We start from the raw sequence: 20,033 nt of genomic DNA on the forward strand, positions 1-20,033 counted from the left end.
GTGCACGTCGTCCTGCGCGAGGTCCGCGACGCCGACCTGCCGGTCCTCCGCGCCCAGTCGATCGAGCCCGAGGCCCTCCACATGGCCGCCTTCACCGCCGACGACCCCACCGACCGCACCCGCTTCGACGCCCACTGGAGCCGCATCCGCAGCGACCCGCAGGTGGTGCTGCGCGCGGTGACCGCCGGCGCCGACGGCGAACTCCTCGGCCACGCCGCCGTGTACGGCCCCCCGGAGGAGCGCGAGGTCACCTACTGGATCGGCCGCGCCCACTGGGGCCGCGGCGTGGCCACCGCCGCCCTGCGCGCCCTGCTCGTCCTCGTCCCCGAACGCCCCCTGCACGCACGGGTCGCCGCCGACAACGCGGGCTCGCTACGGGTGCTGCACGCCTGCGGGTTCACGGTGACCGACCGCGAGCGGAGCTTCGCCGCCGCCCGCGGCGAGGAGATCGAGGAACTGCTCCTGACCCTGACCGCACCCTGACCGCGCCGGGCGCAACCCACCGAACCCGCTTGCGAATCACCTGCGGTCACCCTTTCGACCGCCCCTCCCGGACGGTGGACGAGGGGGTGACCGGCCGGCGAACCACCCCGGACCCGCCCGTACCGACCGCGCACGGTGCCACGCTGGAACCAGCGAACGGCCCCGAACCGGAACGGAACGCACGTGACGCCTCCCCGTAGCGCCCCCTGGAGCACGTCCCCGAGGAACGGCCCGCCGGCGCTGACGGCGACCGCCCCGCCCCCGGCCACCTCCTTCGGCTGGACCCTGCACCCCGGCCACGGCCCCGGCACCGAGGTGCTCGCCCTGCGCCCCGGCCGGCGGGTTCTGGACCTGGGCTGCGGCGCCGGCCGCAACCTGGCCCACCTGGCCGCGCTCGGCATGCGCGCGGTCGGCGTGGACGCCTCCGCCGTCCAACTCGCCCGGGCCCGCGAGCACTGGGAGGACGTGGTCGGCATGGAACTGCACTGGGGCGACGCCCTGGCCTTCCTCGCCCACCCCACCGGCCCCTTCGACGCCGTGTACTCGGTGTTCGGCGCCGCCTACTCCACCGCCCCCGGACAGCTCCTGCCCGCCGTGCACGGGGCGCTCGCCCCCGGTGGCGTCTTCGCGATGTCGCAGCACCCCGCCGTGGACGGCTGCTACGGCTGCCAGGCGTCGTACGTCGCCCGCGGCCCGGACGAGGACCCCGCGGTGGTGAAGCGCTGGGACTACCCGGCGCCCACCTGGGTCGCCCTGCTGGAGGAACACGGCTTCGAGGAGGTGACCGCCGTCCTCCTGCCCCCGCCCCGGCACGGCGCCCGCCGGCTGGGCACGCTGCTGGTGCGGGGGGTGCGCGGGGGGTAGGGGACGCGGCTCGGCTGCCGGGAGACGTGCGACGACCACGGGCAACCAAGGAAACTGACGGTGCGTCGCCCGGACGGGGTGGATCGGGATAGCCTCCGGATGTGCTTGCTCCAGAAGACTCCCTTGTCTACCACTTCACCCACGTTCGCAACGTGCCCAGCATCCTTGAGCAGGGGTTCCTGAAATGCGACCGTATCGTGCGCGAAGAGGGCAGCTTGCAAGTGGAGTGTGGAGATGTGCAGATCAAGGAGCGACGGAGATCCCGGAAGGTGGAATCCGGGCCGGGTGGGGTTGTATCCGACTACGTACCCTTCTACTTCGCTCCGCGTTCACCCATGCTGTACAAGATCAATAAGGGGGGTGTGCCGAGCTACGCCAGCGGACAGGACCCTCTGGTGTATCTGGTGACGACACCCCGTCGTCTCCTGAGTGTGGGGTGTGCGTGTGTGTTCAGTGACGGCAACTGTGCAGCGGACATCACGGTGATCCGAGAGGACATGTCTCAGCTTGCCAGTTGTGTGGACTGGGCTGTGATGCAGGCGGAGCGGTGGAACAACACGGCAGAGGACCCTGACCGCATGCGCCGACGCATGGCTGAGTACCTTGTGCATCAGCGGGTTCCCGTTGATGCGTTTGAACGGTTGGCCGTACGTACAGACCTGCGGGCAGCCGAGGTCTCGCGGATACTTGAGACCTATGGATGTCCCCTTGACGTACTTGTCAGACCTTCCTGGTACTACTGAGATGGTGGATCTGGAAGCGCGAAGTGGGGAGCGGCTGTGATCACCTACACGGAGGGTAACCTCCTTGCTGCGGACGTAGATGCCTTGATCAACACTGTCAACACCGTAGGTGTCATGGGCAAGGGCATTGCTCTGCAATTCAAGCGTGCATATCCGGGGAACTTTGAGGACTATGCGTCGGCCTGTAGGGCTCGTGAGGTACGGCCTGGAGTCATGCATGTCCATGAACTCAAGGAGGGGAAGGGGCCTCTCTTCATTATTAACTTTCCCACGAAGCGGCATTGGCGATCACCTTCCCGCTTGGAGGATGTGGAGCAGGGGTTGAAGGATCTTCGACGCGTTGTCGTTGATCTCCAAATCCAGAGCATCGCAGTGCCGCCATTGGGGTGTGGCAATGGAGGGCTGGAGTGGGACGACGTGCATCCTCTGATTGTTCGCGCGCTAGGAGACTTGCCGGGTGTCGAGGTGATGGTGTATCCGCCCAATGGCGCTCCCGATCCGTCTGCGATGCCGAACAACCAGCTGACTCCGGACCTCAACAGGGAGCGATCGGCCTTCCTGGTGGCTTTGGATCGATATATTCGGCGTGGCCTTTCCGGGGGGTTCACGATGGAGCGACATGCCACGCTACTGGAAGTGCATAAGCTGGTTTTCTTGCTCCAGCGGTCTGGGTTTGACCTGGGCATTCAATTTGAAAAGGGGCACTACGGCCCCTATTCGAACAAACTGGATAATGCCCTTGCTGTGCTGGAAGGGCATTTCCTTGAAGGGTATGGGGATGGTACGCGCGGTTCTTCCGCGCCGATCGCGTTGAATTCGGATGCAGTTCGACGTGCTCGGGAGGTCATGAAGGCTGACAGGTCGTTCTCCGCTGCCATCGAGCGCCTAGAGGCTCTCATTGATGGATATGAGCATCCCTATGGAATGGAATTGCTCGGAACGATGCTGTTCGCGTCGAAGGAGATCGATACGGTGGCGGTGCATTTTGAGGAGGTGGCAGCCTATGTGAGGGAGTGGACTCCCCGTAAGCGTCAAATGTTCACGGATGCTCATCTGCTGGCGGCATGGGAAAGGCTGACTTCTTTCTCCCTCGTTCCCGTTCCAGCCCGATAGCCCCATTTGGCAGGTTTCGCATTTGGGTCGTCGAGATGCGTGACGGCCCCGTCCCCACGGAACGAACCGTGAGGGGCGGCGGCACGCCGGTGTTCAGGGCAGGTTCCGGGCCATCACGATCCGCTGGATCTGATTCGTGCCTTCATAAATCTGGGTGATCTTCGCGTCCCGCATCATCCGCTCCAGCGGGTAGTCACGGGTGTAGCCGTAGCCGCCGAGGAGTTGCACCGCGTCGGTGGTGATCTCCATCGCCGCGTCGGAGGCGTAGCACTTGGCCGCCGCGCCGAAGAAGGTGAGGTCGTCCTCGGTGCCGCCCTCGGTCACCCGCTCGGACTTCGCGGCGGCGGCGTAGGTGAGTTGGCGGGCCGCCTCCAGCTTCATCGCCATGTCGGCGAGCATGAACTGGACGCCCTGGAAGTCGCCCACCGGCTTGCCGAACTGCTTGCGTTCGCGGACGTAGCCCTTGGCGTAGTCGAGCGCGCCCTGGGCGACGCCGAGGGCCTGCGCGGCGATGGTGATGCGGGTGTGGTCCAGGGTCTTCATGGCGGTGGCGAAGCCGGTGCCCTCCCCGCCGATCATGCGGTCGGCGGGGATGCGGACCTCGTCCAGGTACACCTCGCGGGTGGGGGAACCCTTGATGCCGAGCTTCTTCTCGGGGGCGCCGAAGGTGACGCCCTCGTCGGACTTCTCCACCACGAACGCCGAGATGCCGCGGGTGCGCTGCTCCGGGTCGGTCACCGCCATGACCGTGTAGTAGTCGGACACGCCGGCGTTGGTGATCCAGCGCTTGACGCCGTTCAGCACCCAGGTGTCGCCGTCCCGGACGGCGCGGGTCTTCATCCCGGCCGCGTCCGAACCGGCGTCCGGCTCGGAGAGGCAGTACGAGAACATCGCCTCGCCCCGGGCCAGCGGGGGCAGGTAGCGGCGCTTCAGCTCCTCGGAGCCGGAGAGGATCACCGGCAGCGAGCCCAGCTTGTTGACGGCCGGGATGAGGGAGGACGACATGCAGGCGCGGGCCACCTCCTCGATCACGATGACCGTGGCCAGGGCGTCGGCTCCGGCGCCCTCGTACTCCTCCGGCACGTGCACCGCGTGCAGGTCGGCCGCGACCAGGGCGTCCAGGGCCTCCTGCGGGAAGCGCGCCTCCTCGTCCACGGCGGCGGCGAACGGGGCGATCTTCGCCTCCGTGAGCGCGCGGACCGTCTCGCGGAGCAGGTCGTGCTCTTCGGACGGCCGGTACAGGTCGAATGCCGGGTTGCCTGCCGAACCAGTCACGGGCCCACGCTCCCAGGTCGCTAATTACTGTTAAGTAACTCGATGAGTACCCCGAATCCTAGGGCGCGCACCGGGTCGGGACCAGGTGACCTGGACGACACGTCCCCGCTGGCGCGAACCGTGCGGCGGCGCCCCACTCGATCGCTGCCCCCGCCACCTGCCCGACTATGCTCGGCCGGGCGCGACCGGCACCCCGGAACCCGCTGAACCCGCCCCCCTCGCTACGGACCCGGAGCACTGATGGCCCCCCTCAAGATCACCGTGATCGGAACCGGCTATCTCGGCGCCACCCACGCCGCCGCCATGGCGGAGCTGGGCTTCGAGGTGCTGGGCCTGGACGTCGTCCCCGAGAAGATCGCCCTGCTCAGCGAGGGGCGCGTACCGATGTACGAGCCGGGGCTGGAGGAACTGTTGCGGCGGCACGTCGCCGGGATCGAGGGGTCCACCGGACGGTTGCGGTTCACCCGGGACTGGGCCGAGGTCGGCGCCTTCGGCGATGTGCACTTCGTCTGCGTGAACACCCCGCAGAAGCACGGCGAGTACGCCTGCGACATGTCGTACGTCGACTCCGCCGTGGAGTCCCTGGCCCGGCACCTGGAGCGGCCCTGTCTGGTGGTCGGCAAGTCGACGGTGCCGGTGGGCAGCGCGGACCGGCTCGCCGCCCGGCTGGTGGAGCTGGCGCCCGCCGGGGACGGGGTCGAGCTGGCGTGGAACCCCGAGTTCCTGCGCGAGGGGTTCGCCGTCCAGGACACCCTGCACCCGGACCGGATCGTCGTCGGGGTGCGCAGCGCCGGGGCCGAGAAGCTGCTGCGGGAGGTGTACGCCGCGCCCGTGGCGGAGGGCTCCCCGTTCGTGGTGACGGACTTCCCCACCGCCGAGCTGGTGAAGACCTCCGCCAACTCCTTCCTCGCCACCAAGATCTCCTTCATCAACGCGATGGCCGAGGTGTGCGAGGCCGCCGGCGGGGACGTGGTCCGGCTCGCCGAGGCGATCGGCCACGACGAGCGGATCGGCAGCAAGTTCCTGCGCGCCGGGATCGGCTTCGGCGGCGGCTGCCTGCCCAAGGACATCCGGGCGTTCATGGCCCGGGCCGGGGAGCTGGGGGCCGACCAGGCGCTGACGTTCCTGCGCGAGATCGACTCCATCAACATGCGCCGGCGCGGGCAGATGGTGGAGATGGCGCGCGAGGCGCTCGGCGGCGGGCCGTTCCTCGGGCGGCGGATCGCCGTGCTGGGCGCCGCGTTCAAGCCGGACTCCGACGACGTGCGGGACTCGCCGGCGCTCAACGTCGCCGGGCAGATCCACCTCCAGGGCGGACAGGTCACCGTGTACGACCCCAAGGGCATGGACAACGCGCGGCGGCTGTTCCCGACGCTCGGCTACGCGGACTCCGCCGAGGAGGCGGCCCGCGGCGCCGACGCGGTACTGCACCTCACCGAGTGGCGGGAGTTCCGCGAGCTGGACCCCGAGGCGCTGGGCGCCGTGGTCCGTCAACGGGTGCTGCTGGATGGGCGCAACGCCCTGGACCCGGCGGTGTGGCGCCGGGCCGGCTGGACGTTCCGGGCCATGGGGCGCCCCGCGGCCTGAGCCACGGGGACCGCCCTCAGCCGGGGGGCGAGCGGAAGCCGGCCGGGCCCCCCGGCCACCAGGCCCGGGGGCCCAGCTGCCGCACCAGCGCGGGGACCAGCAGGGAGCGGACCACCAGGGTGTCCAGGAGCACCCCGAAGGCCACGATGAAGGCGATCTGGATCAGGAAGGCCAGCGGGATCACCCCCAGGGCCGCGAAGGTCGCGGCCAAGACCACCCCGGCGGAGGTGATGACCCCGCCGGTGGCCACCAGACCGCGGTGCAGGCCCTCCCGGGTGCCGAAGCGGATCGATTCCTCCCGGACGCGGGACATCAGGAAGATGTTGTAGTCCACCCCGAGCGCCACCAGGAACACGAACCCGTACAGCGGCACCGAGGCGTCCGTGCCGGTGAAGTCCCACAGGTGGGTGAAGACCAGGGAGGCCACGCCGAGGGTGGCGAAGAAGTTCAGCGCCACCGTCGCGACCAGGAGCAGCGGCATCAGCAGCGAGCGCAGCAGCGCCGTGAGGATGACCAGGATGACGGCGAGGACGACCGGCACGATCAGGGCCCGGTCGGCCGCCGCCGTCCGCTGGGTGTCGATCCGCTGCGCGGTGACCCCGCCGACCAGCGCATCGGCGTCCGGCACCGCGTGGACGGCCACGCGCAGCGCCGTCACGGTGCGCTCGGCCGCCTCGCCGTCGGCGGGGTCGGCGAGGGTGACGTCCAGGCGCACCCGGCCGTCGGCGACCAGCGGCGGGCCGCCCGGGTCGCCGCCGGCCGTGGTCGGGAGGACGGAGGCGACCCCCGGCACCTGCCGGGCGGCGGCGGTGACCGGCTCCAGGGCGTCGGCCCGGGCGACCACGACGGCGGGGCTGCCCGAACCGCCGGGAAAGTGCTCGCCGAGCACGGCCTGCGCGGCCACCGAGGGGGCCTCGCCGACGAGGGTCTCGTCCAGCGGCACGCCGCGCGAGGTCAGCGTCGGAGCGAAGGCCGCGCAGGCGAGCAGGGCGGCCAGGGTGAGTGCCCAGACCCGGCGCGGGGCGCGGTCCACCAGGTCGGCGACCCGGCGCCAGAGCCGGTGCGAGCCGCCGAGCGCCTCCCCGTCGGTGCGGGACGGGCGTGCGGGCCAGTAGGCCGCACGCCCCAGCAGGACGAGGACGGCGGGCAGGAAGGTGAGCGCCGCCGCGACGGCGCAGACGATGCCCACGGCACCGACCGGGCCCAGGGCGCGGTTGTTGGTGAGATCGCTCAGGAGCAGGGCGAGCAGCCCCAGTGCCACCGTGGCCGCACTGGCCAGCACCGGACCGGCCGAGCGGCGCAGCGCGGCCCGCATGGCCGTCGTCCGGTCGTCCCCGCGGGTCAACTCCTCCCGGAACCGGGCCGTCAGCAGCAGCGCGTAGTCGGTGGCGGCGCCGATCACCAGGATCGAGAGGATGCCCTGCACCTGGCCGTCGACCCGCACGACGCCGCGTTCGGCGAGTGCGTACACCACCGCAGAGGCCAGGGCGAGGGCGAACACTGCGGCCACGATGATCAGCAGGGGGAGCAGGAGGCTGCGGTAGACCAACAGCAGGATGACGAGCACCGTGGCCAGGGCGACCCCCAGCAGCAGGCCGTCGATGCCGGAGAACGCGTTCTTGAGGTCCGCCTGGGACGCCGCCGGACCCGCCAGGTGGACGGTCGTCCCGGGCACGGTCCGGGCCTGTGCCCCGATCTCGTCCAGTGCCTCGGCCAGTCCGTCGTCGAGGTCGGTCCGCAGCGGCACCACCGCGCGCAGCGCGCGGCCGTCGTCCGAGGCGAGCGCCGGGGATGCGGCCCCCGCGAGCGGGGGTGCGCCGGCGAGTCCGGTCAGGACCCGGGTGGCCTCTCCGCGTGCCGCCTCGGGCAGCGGGGCGCCGTCCTCCCGTGCGGTCCACACGACGACGAGCGGCAGGGACTCGCCCTGCCGGAAGTCCTCCTGGACGTCGATGACCCGGGTCGACTCGGCGCTGCGGGGCAGGAACGCGGCCTGGTCGTTGGTGGCGACCTCGCCGAGCCGTCCCGCGTAGGGGCCGAGCACCCCGCCGACCCCGAGCCAGGTGACGAGGAGGACCAGTGGGATCAGCAGGCGGGCAGCGCGGGAGGAGCCGGCGGGGCGGGTGGGCTTGGGCACGGGACACATCCGCTGTCTCGACGGGGCAACGGTCTCACCCGGGCTCAACATCTTGATGGAGTGAGATGTTCGCGATGGTAGGGGACCGGGGGGGACAGGCCGGCACCCGCCCCCTCCCCGCCGGGCGGGAGTCCACCCGCCGTGCCCGCCCGCTCCGTCCCGCCCGGCGGCACGGCGGGCCGGGATCCCGCACGGGAAGGCCGCGTCCCGGGACGGCCACAAAACGAGGAACCGGACCGTTCCGCGGCGCTCCCGGCCTAGGATCGACGTGGCGTCGGGGAGGAATGGGGAGCTCCATGGACTTTCGCGTGCCCTTACCGGGGAACCGCTTATGGCCCTTGGCGTTGGTCGCCGTGGTGCTGACGGGCTGCTCCGGCACGGCGGACGGCTCCGGAAGGGCCGAGGAGCGGAGCGCTCCTCCGGCGAACGGAGGGGCGGGCTCCGGCGGTGCCACCGGGACCGGCCCCCCGGCCGGTGCCGCCGGGAGCTTCCGCCCCGACCCCGCCCGGCTCCCGGGGACCCCTGCGGCGGCGCGCTCCCTCATCGACCGCGTCATGGCCGACACCGACAGTTTCGGGGCCGAGGTGGTGAAGCGGAGCCCGTACGAGAGCGACCCGACGACCTGGCCCGTGCTCGACGAGGACTGCGTCTGGCAGCAACGGAAGCCCGCGGACAGCGTCCTGGCCACCCTGACCCGGTCGTTCGAGGTGCCCGCCGCCGGAGGCAAGGGCCCGTTGCGCCTCGCCGCCGTGGTCACCGTCCACCGCACCCGCGAGGACGCGACCTGGGAGATGGCGGAGTCGATCGAGGAGTCGATGCGCTGCCCCACCCAGCAGCTGCGCGCGGGGGAGCAGATCGGCTACCTGCTCGCCGCCGGGCTCCTGGGCGGCGAGACCAACCAGACGAACGCGGAGGACTCCCTCACCGAGGTGGGGCAGTACCAGAGCTCCGAGCTGGGCGGGCCCCACCACTACTCCTGGCAGCAGTCCCAGACGCTCCAGTTCACCCTCGCCGTGACCGGCAAGGGCGCGAAGGGCCGCACCGAGCGGGAGGTGGACGCCCTGGTCCTCCAGGCGCATTCCGCCATGCTGGTCCGGCTGGAATCCGCCGTCGAGAAGCAGAGTTGAGGCCGGACGATGGACGATCTGCGACCCGGTGACCCCGCCCGGATCGGCGAGTACCGGCTCCTCGGCCGCCTGGGCGCGGGCGGCATGGGCGTCGTCTACCTCGGACGCACCGACGCCGGAGCGCTCGCCGCGGTCAAGGTGATCCTGCCCGAGCACGCCGGGGACGAGGACTTCCGGGCCCGCTTCCGCCGTGAGGCCGAGGCCGCCCGCCGGGTCGACAGCCCCTGGGCCGTTCCGGTCACCGGTGCCGACACCGAGGCCGAACGCCCTTGGCTGGCAACGGAGTTCGTCCCCGGGCCGCCCCTCTCCGACGTCGTCGCCCGCCGCGGCCCGCTGCCCGTGCGCAGCGTCATGGTCCTGGGCCGGCTGCTGTCCCGGGCCCTGGCCGCCGTGCACGGCGCCGGGCTCGTCCACCGTGACGTCAAGCCGGGAAACGTCCTGCTGACGGTCGACGGCCCCCGGCTGATCGACTTCGGGATCGCCCGCGCGACCGACGCCACCGCCCTGACCGCCACCGGCGTCCTCGTCGGCACCCCCGGCTTCCTGGCGCCCGAGCAGGTGGCCGGGGGCACGGCAGGGCCGGAGGGGGACGTCTTCTCGCTCGGCTGCCTCCTGGCGTACGCGGCCACCGGCCGGCCGCCGTTCGGCAGCGGGGCGGTCGAGGCCGTCCTCCACCGCACGGTGCACGCCGCGCCCGACCTCGACGGCGTCGACGACGCCTCCCTGCGCGCCCTGTTGGAGCGCTGCCTGGCCAAGGAGCCCGGCGGGCGTCCGTCCGCCGCCGGCCTCGACGCCCTGATGCCCCGGGACGCACCCGCCGGGGCCGCCGCCGGCTGGCTGCCCGAGGACGTCGTCCGTCTCGTCGCCGACCTCTCCGTCGCCCTCCTCGTCCTGCCCGGCATCGACGCCACCGTCCCCGACGCGCGGTCCGGGGCGTCGCGCCCCGGACCGCCCCGGCGGCGGGCCCTGCTGTTCGCGGCCGGCGGCGCAGTGCTCCTCGGCACGGGGGCCTTCGCCGCCCTACGCATCGCCCGTGACGAGCCCGCACCCGGCGGAAGGAACTGGACCATCGGCGTGCACGCCGACCTGACCGGGCCGGGGGCCGCCGCCGGCCGGGCCCAGGAACGCGGCGTCCGGCTCGCCGTCGACCGCTTCAACGCCCGCGACGGACAGCCCTTCCGGCTCGCCGTGAAGGTCCTCGACGACCGGGGCGACGCCGGTCGCTCCGCCCGGGTCGCCGCGGAGTTCACCCGGGACCCGGACGTCCTCGCGGTCATCGGGCCCACGGGCGACGCGGCAACCGGAGCCGCCCTGCCCGGCTACGACGAGGCCGCGCTGCCGGTCCTGACCGTCTCGGCCCTCCAGGTCTCCTTCCCGGCCCGGGCCAACGGCTCCTTCTTCCAGACCGGCCCCTCCTACGTGACGCTGTCCGACCCCGTCGTCAGCCGTGTCCTGTCGCGCCCCGGGGTGAAGCGGCTGGGCATTCTGATCGACCGGTCCGGGGGACAGGCCGCCTACCAGACCGGCTACACCGCCAATCTGATGGTGCGCGGTCTCACCGACACCACGACCCACCCCCGGGTGGTGCCCCCCGGGACCACGGCCTTCGGCCCGGTCGTCGCCGACCTGCTCGCCCACCGCGGCGACGCCGTCGTCTACGCCGGTGACGCGGCCGGCGCCGCCGGGGTCGCCCGCGCGCTGGCCGCCCGCTCCTTCACCGGACCGCGCCTGGCCCAGCACACGGTCATGGGAACGGAGTTCCTGGAGCGGGCGGGCGCGTCGGCGGAGGGCTGGGAGTTCGTCGCGCCGTTCACCCATGCGACGGCGCCCGCCGCGCGGGCGTTCGCCGCCGCCCACCGCAGGCGCTTCGACGCCGAACCGGCGGCGTGGTCGGCCGAGGCGTACGACGCGGCGGGGCTCGTCGCCCGTGCCCTGGTCGGCCTGGTCGGCGGAGCCGACGGGGCCGGGGCGAGCGCCGCTCCCTCCGGCGCCGGCGGGTCGGCACGGCCCGCCCGGGAGTCGGGAACCGCCCCGCCCACCCGGTCCGCGCTCACCGCAGCGGTCGCCGCCACCCGGTACGAGGGGATCTCCCGCTCCTACGAGTTCGACAAGGACGACCAGGGCCTCGTGGGCCACCACGCCCACCTCTACCGGGTCGAGGACCGCCGCTACCGCTACCTGGGCCCGGCCCCGGAGCGGAAGGGCTGACGTGCGGCCCCTCACCTCCGAGGACCCGCGCACCGTGGGCCCGTACCGCACGCTCGTCCGGCTCGGCGCGGGCGGCATGGGCGTCGTCTACCTGGCCCGTTCGGCGGGCGGTGCGCTCGCCGCCGTCAAGGTGATCCGGGCCGAGCACGCCGCCGACCCCCGGTTCCGGGCGCGCTTCCGGCGCGAGGCCGCGGCCGCGGCCGGGGTGACCGGCCCCTGGCTGGTGCCGGTGCTGGGCACGGACACCGAGGCCCAGGAGCCGTGGCTGGCGACCGAGTTCGTCCCCGGACCCTCGCTGAGCGAGGTGGTGGGCACCGGCGGCGCCCTGCCCACGGCCACCGTCCGGGCCCTCGGGAGCCGGCTCGCCGAGGCCCTCACCGCGGTCCACGCCGCCGGGCTGGTCCACCGCGACGTCAAGCCCGGCAACGTGCTCCTCGCCCTCGACGGCCCCCGCCTCATCGACTTCGGGATCGCCCGCCACGAGAACGCCACCGCGCTGACCGCCACCGGCGCGGTGATCGGGACGCCCGGCTTCCTCGCCCCCGAACACGCGTCGGCCGAAACGCCCGGGCCGCCGTCCGACGTGTTCTCGCTCGGCTGCGTCCTCGCCTACGCGGCGACCGGGAGGGGGCCGTTCGGCAGTGGCGGGGTGGGAGCCCTGTTCCGGACGGTCCACGAGGAGGCGGACCTGACCGGCGTCCCGCCGGGTCTGGTTCCCCTGATCACCGCCTGCCTCGCCAAGGAACCGGCCGACCGGCCCACCGCGGGCGGGGTCCGCGACGCGCTGGCGGCACGCGACGGGGAGGAACCCGGAGACCCGCGCGAGCACCCGGGCTGGCCGGGGCCGCCGTCCGCCCGCGCGTCCCCCCGCGCCGCTCCGGCCCCCTGGCGGATGCCCGCCGGGCTGCCCGCGCTGATCGCCGACCGGTCCGCGGCGGCCCTCGCGCTCCCCGACCCCGGCCCGCCGCCCGCCGCACCCGCCCCGGCGGCCGGCCCCGCCCACCGCTCCCGCCGGGGAGCGCTGACGGCCGGGGCGGTGCTCCTGGCCGCCGTCCCCACCACGGCCTGGCTCGCCCTGCGGGAGTACGGACCCACTGCGGGCGGCCCGTCTGCCGGGTCCGCGAGGACGCCCACGCACACCATCGGGCTCCAGGCCGACCTCAGCGGACCCGGCCGCGCCGGCGGACTCGCCCACCAGCGCGGCGTGCGGCTCGCCGTCGCCGACCACAACGCCCACGAGGGCACGGCGTTCCGGCTCGCCCTGCGCACCGAGGACGACGCGGGGGACCCGGCCGCGGCGCTCCGGGCAGCGGACCGGCTGGCGGCGGACCCCGCGGTCGTCGCCGTCGTCGGGCCGACCGGGCACCAACTGCGCCCGGAACTGGTCGCGCGGTACGCCGCGGCACGGCTCGCCCTGGTCGTCGTCGCGGCGGACGCCAGCACCGTCGAGTACAGCAGCAGCAACCCCCACCTCTGCGTGACCCGCCTCCCGGACCGGGAACTCAGCCTCGGCCTGCTCGGCTACCTGACCCGCACCCGCCCCGCCGAGCGCGTCCTGCTGGTCGAGGACACGGCCGACGCGGGGCTCGGCGGCCACCTGGGACGGGAGTTCCGCAGCGCCTACCGGCCCGGCGCCGTGCTCATGGAACAGCGGCTCGGCCGGGGAGACGCGGGCTTCGCCGCGGCGGCCCGGCGGGCCGTGACCGGCCGGGCGGACGCCGTGGTGTTCGCGGGCGGCGCCGCCGCCCGGGCCGCCCGCCTGGCCGCCGCCCTGGCGGACGAGCGCTTCACCGGCACCCGCATCGGCGCCGGACCCGCCCTCGGGCCCGCGTTCCTGCGGGGTGCCGCCGGGGCCGCCGAGGGCTGGGTCTTCGCCCAGGCGTACGCCGACCCCACCGCCCTCACCTCGGCCCGCGCCTTCACCGCCGCCCACCGCAGGCGCTTCGGCGCACCACCCGCCACCTGGGCCGCCGAGGCGTACGACGCCGTCGGCCTGATCGCCCGCGCAACCGGAACCACCAGCGCATCGGGAGAGGTTCGCCGGGGCGTCGGCCAACGGCTCGTGCGGACCGAGCACCGCGGCATCGTGCGCACCCTCGCCTTCCACGCCACGACCCGCTCGGTGCGGCACGAGAACGCGGTCCACCTCTACCGGATCGAGAACCGCCGGCCCCGGTTCCTCGGCCCGTACCAGGAGGTCTGAGGCGGGACGCGGCCGACCCGGTCCGCGGGGGCGGCGCCGTCGGCCCGTTCCGGTACCGCAGACCGGGTCACGAGGACGGGGGCTCGTCCAGACGGGCCAGTTCCTCGCTGAACGCGTCCAGGAACCGCAGCACGACGACGAGTTCCTCGTCCTCGAACCGGACCCGCGCGCGTTCTCCGGCGACCGCCAGCGGCCTGAAGAAGGCCCGCGCGGCCAGCCGCGCCTCGTCCACGTACTCGACGCGCACCACGCGCCGGTCGACCTCGTCCCGGGTGCGGCGGACGTGACCGGCGCGCTCCAGCCGGCCCAGACAGGCGGTGACCGCCCCGGACGTCAGCCCCAGCCGGGCGCCCAGCATCCCCGGGGTGACCGGCCGGTCCGCGTCCAGCACCATCGCGAGCGCGCTCACGTCGGTCGGGTGCAGACCGTGGGCCGAGGCGAAGGCGTGCGTCAGCCGGTTGATCTCGCCGTTCACCCGCCGCAGGGACACCGCCAGCGCCATCAGCCGGTCGGACGCCCCCGCGTTCCCCACCCCGCTCTCGCCGTCCACGCCCGGAAGCGTACCGGCCGCGGCGGCACGGGGACCCGCACCGCCCGGTGTCAGGGAGCGGACGCCCCGTCGAGGGCCTCGCGGGTGGCGTTGGACGGGGGACGGCGGGTGCGCAGCTCCCGGGCGACCGCCTCCGCGTCGGCCAGCACCCGCACCGCGTTGGACCAGGTCAGCTTGGCCAGGTCGGCGGTGGACCAGCCGCGGGTGCGCAGTTCCACCAGCAGGTTGGGGTACCCGGACACGTCCGCGAGGCCGTCCGGGGTGAACGCGGTGCCGTCGTAGTCGCCGCCGAGCCCGAGGTGGTCGACGCCCGCGACCTCCCGCATGTGGTCCAGGTGGTCGGCGACGTCGGCGACCCGCGCGACCGGACGGGGCCGCTCGGCCTCGAAGGCGCGGTGCGCCCGCATCGCGGCCGGCGAGGTGTCCAGCGGGTGGAAGCCGTGGGCGCGGAGGTTCTCGTCGGCCGCCGCGGTCCACTCGACGGCCGCCGGGAGGACGAACTTGGGCACGAAGGTCGCCATCGCCACGCCCCCGTTGGCCGGCAGCCGCTCCAGGACGTCGTCGGGGACGTTGCGGGGGTGGTCGCAGACCGCCCGGGCCGAGGAGTGGGAGAAGACCACCGGGGCGTCGCTGGTGTCCAGCGCGTCCCGCATGGTGGTCGCCGCGGTGTGCGAGAGGTCGACCAGCATCCCGAGCCGGTTCATCTCGCGGACCACCTCGTGCCCGAAGGCGGTGAGCCCGCCGGCCGCGGGCACGTCCGTCGCCGAGTCCGCCCAGGGCACGTTGTCGTTGTGGGTGAGCGTCAGATAACGCACGCCCAGGGCGTACAGGGCGCGCAGGGTGGCCAGCGAACTGTTGATGGAGTGGCCGCCCTCCGCCCCCATCAGCGAGGCGATCCGGCCCTCGCCGCGGGCCCGCTCCAGGTCGGCAGCGGAGGCGGCCGGCGCCAGGTCGGCGGGGTAGCGGTCCAGCAACTGCCGTACGCAGTCGATCTGTTCGAGGGTGGCACTGACGGCCTCGTCGCCCGCGAGGTCGCTGCGCACGTACACCGACCAGTACTGGGCGCCCACCCCGCCGGCCCGCAGTCGGGGCAGGTCGGTGTGCAGGTGGGCGCTCTGGTCGGCGGTCAGGTCCCGCGCGGCGAGGTCGTAGCGGACCTGTTGGCGCAGGGCCCACGGGAGGTCGTTGTGGCCGTCGACGACCGGATGGTCGGCGAGCAGGGCGCGGACCTCCGCCCGCGCCCCCTCCCGGGTGGTCGGACGGCCGGTCACGAACCCGCCGCGAAGCCGAAGCCCCCGCCGGCCGTCTCGACCTTGGCCCGCAGCCGCTTGCCCTTCTCGGTGGCCTGGTCGTTGAGGTGCTGCTGGAACTCCCGCATCCGGGCCAGGAGTTCCTCGTCGTGCGCGGCGAGGGTGCGGGCCGCGAGCAGCCCGGCGTTGCGGGCGCCGCCCACGGAGACCGTGGCGACGGGCACCCCGGCCGGCATCTGGACGATGGACAGCAGGCTGTCCATCCCGTCGAGGTACTTCAGCGGCACCGGGACGCCGATCACGGGCAACGGCGTCACGGAGGCCAGCATGCCCGGCAGGTGCGCGGCGCCGCCCGCCCCGGCGACGATCACCTTCAGGCCGCGGTCCGCGGCCTGCTCGCCGTACGCGATCATCTCGCGCGGCATGCGGTGCGCGGAGACCACGCCCACCTCGTAGGGCACCTCGAACTCGTCGAGGGCCTGGGCGGCGGCCTCCATCACGGGCCAGTCGGAGTCGGAGCCCATCACGATGCCCACGAGCGGGGACGCGGACGGGCGGCTGAGGGTGGCGGTGGGCGACGGGCTCATGACGTGATCGTTCCTCTGAGGTAGCCGGCTGCGTGACGGGCGCGTTCCAGCACGTCGGCCAGGTCGTCGCCGTAGGTGTTGACGTGACCGACCTTGCGGCCGGGCTTCACGTCCTTGCCGTACATGTGGATCTTCAGGGCGGGGTCGTGGGCCATGCAGTGCAGGTACGCGGAGTACATGTCCGGGTAGTCGCCGCCCAGGACGTTGCACATCACGGTCCAGGGCGCGCGCGGGCGCGGGTCGCCCAGCGGCAGGTCCAGCACCGCACGCACGTGGTTGGCGAACTGGGAGGTGATCGCGCCGTCCTGGGTCCAGTGCCCGGAGTTGTGGGGGCGCATGGCCAGCTCGTTGACGAGGATCCGGCCGTCGGCGGTCTCGAACAGCTCCACCGCCAGGTGGCCGACCACGTCGAGCTCCCGGGCGATCCGCAGCGCCATCTCCTCGGCGCCCAGCGCGAGGCGCGGGTCCAGGTCGGGGGCGGGCGCGATGACGGTGTCGCAGACCCCGTCGACCTGCTGGGACTCCACCACCGGGTAGGCGACCGCCTGGCCGTGCGGGGAGCGCACCACGTTCGCGGCCAGCTCCCGGACGAAGGCGACCTTCTCCTCCGCGAGCACCGGCACCCCGGCGCGGAACGGCTCCGCCGCCTCCTCGGCGCTGCGGACCACCCACACGCCCTTGCCGTCGTAGCCGCCGCGCACCGTCTTGAGCACGACGGGGAAGCCGTCCGGGGACCCGGGGGTGGCGCCCTCGGCGGCGAAGGCGGCCACGTCCGCCGGGTCCGTCACGATCCGGTGCCGCGGGCAGGGCACGCCGATCTCGGTGAGCCGGGCCCGCATCACCCCCTTGTCCTGGGCGTGCACCAGGGCGTCCGGCCCGGGGCGCACCGGGATGCCGTCCGCCTCCAGGGCCCGCAGGTGCTCGGTGGGGACGTGCTCGTGGTCGAAGGTGATCACGTCACAGCCGCGCGCGAAGTCACGCAGCGTGTCCAGGTCGCGGTAGTCGCCGATGACGACGTCGCCGACGACCTGGGCCGCGGAATCCTGCGGGGTGTCGCTGAGGAGCTTGAACCTGATGCCGAGCGGGATGCCTGCTTCGTGGGTCATGCGCGCGAGCTGGCCCCCGCCGACCATGCCGACTACCGGGAATGTCACGCCCCCAGGGTATCCGCGCCGTGGCGGCGGCCGTCCGGGGGCGGGGGCGGACGGGCTCCGAGCGCCCCCGGGCGGGCGGCGGAGGGCCTGGTTAGCATGGTGGGGTTGACGAGATCCGGGACCGGATCGGGACCGGACCGACGAGCGGGGACTGGGCGGCACCATGGACGACGGTGGTACTCGTGGGGCCCGAGGGACGTCCGTGGCCTCGCTGCGGCGTCAGGTCCGGCAGCTGTGGCGGGAGGTGCTGAAGTTCGGCGCCGTCGGCGGCGCCGGCATCGTGGTCAACCTCCTGGTCTTCAACCTGGTGCGCACGGTGTCCGACCTGCCGGTGGTGCGGGCCGGCATCATCGCGACGATGGTCGCGATCGCCTTCAACTACGTGGGGTTCCGCTACTTCACCTACCGCGACCGTGACAAGAGCGGACGGACCCGGGAGATGGGGCTGTTCCTGCTGTTCAGCGCGGTGGGGCTGGTCATCGAGAACGGCATCCTGTACACGGCCACCTACGGTTTCGGCTGGGACACCCCGCTCCAGAGCAATTTCTTCAAGTTCTTCGGGATCGGGGTCGCGACCCTGTTCCGCTTCTGGTCGTACCGCACCTGGGTGTTCCGGACCCTGCCCGGCCCGGCCGCCGAGGCGGAACGATTCCTTGAGCAGCGGACCGAGCGGCAGCACCCGCAGCCCGTCCCCGGCACCCGCGAGGCGCACGGGGTGCGGGGCGCCGGCGCCACCTCCCTGTCGGGGCAGCGGACGCGTTGACCCGCCTCATCTGACCTGGCGGTCACCACCGCCCCGGGGCACCTGGGGCCCCGGGGTGCGGGACAGGAACAGCCCGAACACCGGCGGCCTGAGCTGGAGCATCTCCAACCGTCCGCCGTCCGCCTCGGCCAGGTCCCGGGCGACCGCGAGGCCGATGCCGGTGGAGTTGTGCCCGCTGATGGTCCGCTCGAAGATCCGCGACCCGAGGTGCGGAGGCACCCCGGGACCCTCGTCGGACACCTCGATCACCGTCTGGTTCCCGGTGACCCGGGTGCGCAGCGCGACGGTCCCCTCCCCGTGCACCAGCGAGTTCTCGATCAGCGCGGCCAGCACCTGGGCCACCGCGCCCGGGGTGCCCACCGCCCGCAGCCGGCGCTTGCCGGAGCTGACGATCGCCCGGCCCACCGCCCGGTACGCGGGCCGCCACTCGGCCAGCTGCTGGGTGATCACCTCGTCCAGGTCGAAGGAGACGGCGGAGCCGGTGCGCGGGTCCCGGGAGTTGGTGAGCAGCCGCTCCACGACGTCCGTCAACCGTTCCACCTGGGCCAACGCGATGGACGCCTCCTCGCGCGCGGTGGTGAGGTCGTCGGTGACGGTGATCTCCTCCAGCCGCATCGACAGCGCGGTCAGCGGGGTCCGCAGCTGGTGCGAGGCGTCGGCCGCGAGCCGGCGCTCGGCCGTCAGCATCCGTGCGATGCGCTCCGCGCTGCGGTCCAGCACGTCGGCGACCCGGTCCAGCTCCGGCACTCCGTAGCGGCGGTGGCGGGGCCGCGGGTCCCCCGAGCCGAGGCGCTCCGCGGTCTCCGCGAGGTCGGTGAACGGCGAGGTCAGCCGGTTGGCCTGGCGGACCGCGAGGAGCACCGCGGCGAGGATGGCGAGCAGGGCCACCACGGCGATGATCGAGAGCGTGCGGCCCATCTCCCGGGTCACCTCCGAGCGGGGCTCCTCCACGGTGACCTTCTCGCCCTGGTCACCGTGGGTGACGACACGGGTCACCTCGCCCTCGGGCCGCTTCCCGATCTCCACCCGGCCCCGCCCGGGGAGGTCGATCCGGGCGTAGTGCCCCGAGCTCACCTGCCCGCGCAGCGCCTCCGGGGTGATGCGCTGCTGGCCGAGGAGCCGGCTGTCCACGATGCTCGCGATCTGGACCGCCTCCGAGCGGACGCGGTCGTGGGCGCTCTCGCTGATGGTGCGGGTCTCCACCACGACCAGGGAGACGCCGAACACCCCGATGACCACGAGGACCACCGCGAGGGTGGAGTGGATCAGCCTTCTTCGCATGGGGTCAACGTAGCCGCGAGAGGCCCTAGCTCTTCTCGAAGCGGAAGCCGACGCCGCGCACCGTGGCGATGTACCGGGGGTTGGCCGCGTCGTCGCCGAGCTTCTTGCGCAGCCAGGAGATGTGCATGTCCAGCGTCTTGGTGGACGACCACCAGGTGGTGTCCCAGACCTCCCGCATCAACTGGTCCCGGGTGACCACCCGGCCCGCGTCCCTGACCAGGACCCGCAGCAGGTCGAACTCCTTGGCGGTGAGCTGGAGTTCCTCCTCGCCCATCCAGGCCCGGTGCGACTCGACGTCGATCCGCACCCCGTGCGTCGCGGGCGCCTGCTGGGGCTCGGCGGCGCCCCGCCGCAGCAGGGCCCGGACCCGGGCGAGCAGTTCGGCGAGGCGGAACGGCTTGGTGACGTAGTCGTCGGCACCGGCGTCGAGCCCGACCACCGTGTCGACCTCGTCGGCCCGGGCGGTGAGGATCAGGATGGGCACCGTGTGGCCCTCGGCCCGCAGCCGACGGGCGACCTCCAGCCCGTCCATGCCGGGCAGCCCCAGGTCCAGGACGACGAGGTCCACGCCGCCCTCCAGCCCGGCGTCCAGCGCGGTCGGGCCGTCCTGGCGCACCTCCACCTCGTAACCCTCCCGGCGCAGTGCGCGGGCCAGCGGCTCCGAGATGGACGCGTCGTCCTCGGCGAGCAGTACACGGGTCATGGACCGAT

Annotated in this window: 17 protein-coding genes; 9 read left to right on the forward strand and 8 right to left on the reverse strand. The window is 73.3% G+C overall.

Features of this window, described 5'->3' with window-relative positions:
• The 4 genes from ACSMX9_RS18525 (at position 1) to darG (ending at position 3,203) form a co-directional block, all read left to right on the forward strand.
• On the forward strand, positions 1–483 hold the full coding sequence (locus ACSMX9_RS18525; RefSeq protein WP_445395304.1) for a GNAT family N-acetyltransferase: 483 nt from the start codon (positions 1–3) through the stop codon (positions 481–483).
• A gap of 183 nt (positions 484–666) precedes the next feature.
• A complete protein-coding gene (locus ACSMX9_RS18530) occupies positions 667–1,347 on the forward strand; it encodes a class I SAM-dependent methyltransferase (RefSeq protein ID WP_445395306.1) in 681 nt (226 codons plus the stop codon).
• Positions 1,348–1,448: 101 nt separating this feature from the next.
• Complete coding sequence (gene darT, locus ACSMX9_RS18535; protein ID WP_445395308.1) at positions 1,449–2,090, forward strand: type II toxin-antitoxin system toxin DNA ADP-ribosyl transferase DarT; 642 nt, start codon at positions 1,449–1,451, stop codon at positions 2,088–2,090.
• Between the two features lie 36 nt (positions 2,091–2,126).
• The gene (darG, locus tag ACSMX9_RS18540) at positions 2,127–3,203 is read left to right on the forward strand and encodes a type II toxin-antitoxin system antitoxin DNA ADP-ribosyl glycohydrolase DarG (protein WP_445395310.1); all 1,077 of its coding nucleotides are present in this window, start codon (positions 2,127–2,129) and stop codon (positions 3,201–3,203) included.
• Positions 3,204–3,296: 93 nt separating this feature from the next.
• On the opposite strand, the gene ACSMX9_RS18545 is transcribed toward darG, so the two are convergent.
• Positions 3,297–4,478, reverse strand: a complete 1,182-nt coding sequence (locus ACSMX9_RS18545) for an acyl-CoA dehydrogenase family protein (protein ID WP_445395312.1) — start codon at positions 4,476–4,478, stop codon at positions 3,297–3,299.
• Positions 4,479–4,718: 240 nt separating this feature from the next.
• On the opposite strand from ACSMX9_RS18545, the gene ACSMX9_RS18550 reads away from it, so the two are divergent.
• Positions 4,719–6,065: a UDP-glucose dehydrogenase family protein gene (locus tag ACSMX9_RS18550; RefSeq protein ID WP_445395314.1), complete on the forward strand. Its 1,347-nt coding sequence runs from the start codon at positions 4,719–4,721 to the stop codon at positions 6,063–6,065.
• A gap of 16 nt (positions 6,066–6,081) precedes the next feature.
• Here ACSMX9_RS18550 and ACSMX9_RS18555 read toward each other — a convergent pair whose 3' ends face one another.
• Entirely contained in the window at positions 6,082–8,208 is a 2,127-nt protein-coding gene (locus tag ACSMX9_RS18555; protein ID WP_445395316.1) for an MMPL family transporter, read from the reverse strand.
• Between the two features lie 287 nt (positions 8,209–8,495).
• Here ACSMX9_RS18555 and ACSMX9_RS18560 point away from each other — a divergent pair, with 287 nt between their 5' ends.
• From ACSMX9_RS18560 to ACSMX9_RS18570, 3 genes are read left to right on the forward strand one after another with little or no spacing between them, the layout of a single operon-like run.
• The gene (locus ACSMX9_RS18560) at positions 8,496–9,326 is read left to right on the forward strand and encodes a hypothetical protein (RefSeq protein WP_445395318.1); all 831 of its coding nucleotides are present in this window, start codon (positions 8,496–8,498) and stop codon (positions 9,324–9,326) included.
• A gap of 9 nt (positions 9,327–9,335) precedes the next feature.
• A complete protein-coding gene (locus ACSMX9_RS18565) occupies positions 9,336–11,534 on the forward strand; it encodes a bifunctional serine/threonine-protein kinase/ABC transporter substrate-binding protein (protein ID WP_445395320.1) in 2,199 nt (732 codons plus the stop codon).
• 1 nt (position 11,535) lies between these two features.
• Positions 11,536–13,737, forward strand: a complete 2,202-nt coding sequence (locus ACSMX9_RS18570; protein ID WP_445395322.1) for a protein kinase domain-containing protein — start codon at positions 11,536–11,538, stop codon at positions 13,735–13,737.
• A gap of 67 nt (positions 13,738–13,804) precedes the next feature.
• Here the strand turns inward: ACSMX9_RS18570 and ACSMX9_RS18575 are convergent, their stop codons facing one another.
• The 4 genes from ACSMX9_RS18575 to ACSMX9_RS18590 all read right to left on the reverse strand — a co-directional run bounded on the left by ACSMX9_RS18575 (position 13,805) and on the right by ACSMX9_RS18590 (position 17,278).
• Positions 13,805–14,239 carry a MarR family winged helix-turn-helix transcriptional regulator gene (locus ACSMX9_RS18575; RefSeq protein ID WP_445403023.1) on the reverse strand — a complete coding sequence of 145 codons (435 nt, stop codon included), beginning with the start codon at positions 14,237–14,239 and terminating at the stop codon, positions 13,805–13,807.
• Between the two features lie 98 nt (positions 14,240–14,337).
• Positions 14,338–15,558, reverse strand: a complete 1,221-nt coding sequence (locus ACSMX9_RS18580) for a dipeptidase (protein WP_445395324.1) — start codon at positions 15,556–15,558, stop codon at positions 14,338–14,340.
• Positions 15,555–16,124, reverse strand: a complete 570-nt coding sequence (gene purE / locus ACSMX9_RS18585; RefSeq protein ID WP_366116106.1) for a 5-(carboxyamino)imidazole ribonucleotide mutase — start codon at positions 16,122–16,124, stop codon at positions 15,555–15,557. Before purE ends, ACSMX9_RS18580 begins: the two co-directional genes overlap by 4 nt.
• A complete protein-coding gene (locus ACSMX9_RS18590; RefSeq protein WP_445395326.1) occupies positions 16,121–17,278 on the reverse strand; it encodes a 5-(carboxyamino)imidazole ribonucleotide synthase in 1,158 nt (385 codons plus the stop codon). The genes purE and ACSMX9_RS18590 overlap by 4 nt, the downstream gene beginning before the upstream one ends.
• Positions 17,279–17,441: 163 nt before the next feature.
• On the opposite strand from ACSMX9_RS18590, the gene ACSMX9_RS18595 reads away from it, so the two are divergent.
• Positions 17,442–18,041: a GtrA family protein gene (locus ACSMX9_RS18595; protein WP_445395328.1), complete on the forward strand. Its 600-nt coding sequence runs from the start codon at positions 17,442–17,444 to the stop codon at positions 18,039–18,041.
• Positions 18,042–18,047: 6 nt separating this feature from the next.
• Here the strand turns inward: ACSMX9_RS18595 and ACSMX9_RS18600 are convergent, their stop codons facing one another.
• Together ACSMX9_RS18600 and ACSMX9_RS18605 are read right to left on the reverse strand one after the other, a co-directional pair.
• A complete protein-coding gene (locus tag ACSMX9_RS18600; RefSeq protein ID WP_351249678.1) occupies positions 18,048–19,322 on the reverse strand; it encodes an ATP-binding protein in 1,275 nt (424 codons plus the stop codon).
• Between the two features lie 25 nt (positions 19,323–19,347).
• Positions 19,348–20,025 (reverse strand): response regulator transcription factor, encoded by a 678-nt coding sequence (locus ACSMX9_RS18605; RefSeq protein ID WP_351249676.1) that lies wholly within the window; start codon positions 20,023–20,025, stop codon positions 19,348–19,350.
• Between the last annotated feature and the right edge of the window lie 8 nt (positions 20,026–20,033).

This window comes from Streptomyces sp. LE64, assembly GCF_052606915.1.

Excerpts from the sequence above, each read along its gene's own strand:
- ACSMX9_RS18550 (WP_445395314.1), top strand. The coding sequence starts at position 4,719 with ATGGCCCCCCTCAAGATCACCGTGATCGGAACCGGCTATCTCGGCGCC.
- ACSMX9_RS18555 (WP_445395316.1), bottom strand. The coding sequence starts at position 8,208 with ATGTGTCCCGTGCCCAAGCCCACCCGCCCCGCCGGCTCCTCCCGCGCT.
- ACSMX9_RS18560 (WP_445395318.1), top strand. The coding sequence starts at position 8,496 with ATGGACTTTCGCGTGCCCTTACCGGGGAACCGCTTATGGCCCTTGGCG.
- ACSMX9_RS18565 (WP_445395320.1), top strand. The coding sequence starts at position 9,336 with ATGGACGATCTGCGACCCGGTGACCCCGCCCGGATCGGCGAGTACCGG.
- ACSMX9_RS18575 (WP_445403023.1), bottom strand. The coding sequence starts at position 14,239 with ATGGCGCTGGCGGTGTCCCTGCGGCGGGTGAACGGCGAGATCAACCGG.
- purE (WP_366116106.1), bottom strand. The coding sequence starts at position 16,124 with ATGAGCCCGTCGCCCACCGCCACCCTCAGCCGCCCGTCCGCGTCCCCG.
- ACSMX9_RS18595 (WP_445395328.1), top strand. The coding sequence starts at position 17,442 with ATGGACGACGGTGGTACTCGTGGGGCCCGAGGGACGTCCGTGGCCTCG.
- ACSMX9_RS18600 (WP_351249678.1), bottom strand. The coding sequence starts at position 19,322 with ATGCGAAGAAGGCTGATCCACTCCACCCTCGCGGTGGTCCTCGTGGTC.
- ACSMX9_RS18605 (WP_351249676.1), bottom strand. The coding sequence starts at position 20,025 with ATGACCCGTGTACTGCTCGCCGAGGACGACGCGTCCATCTCGGAGCCG.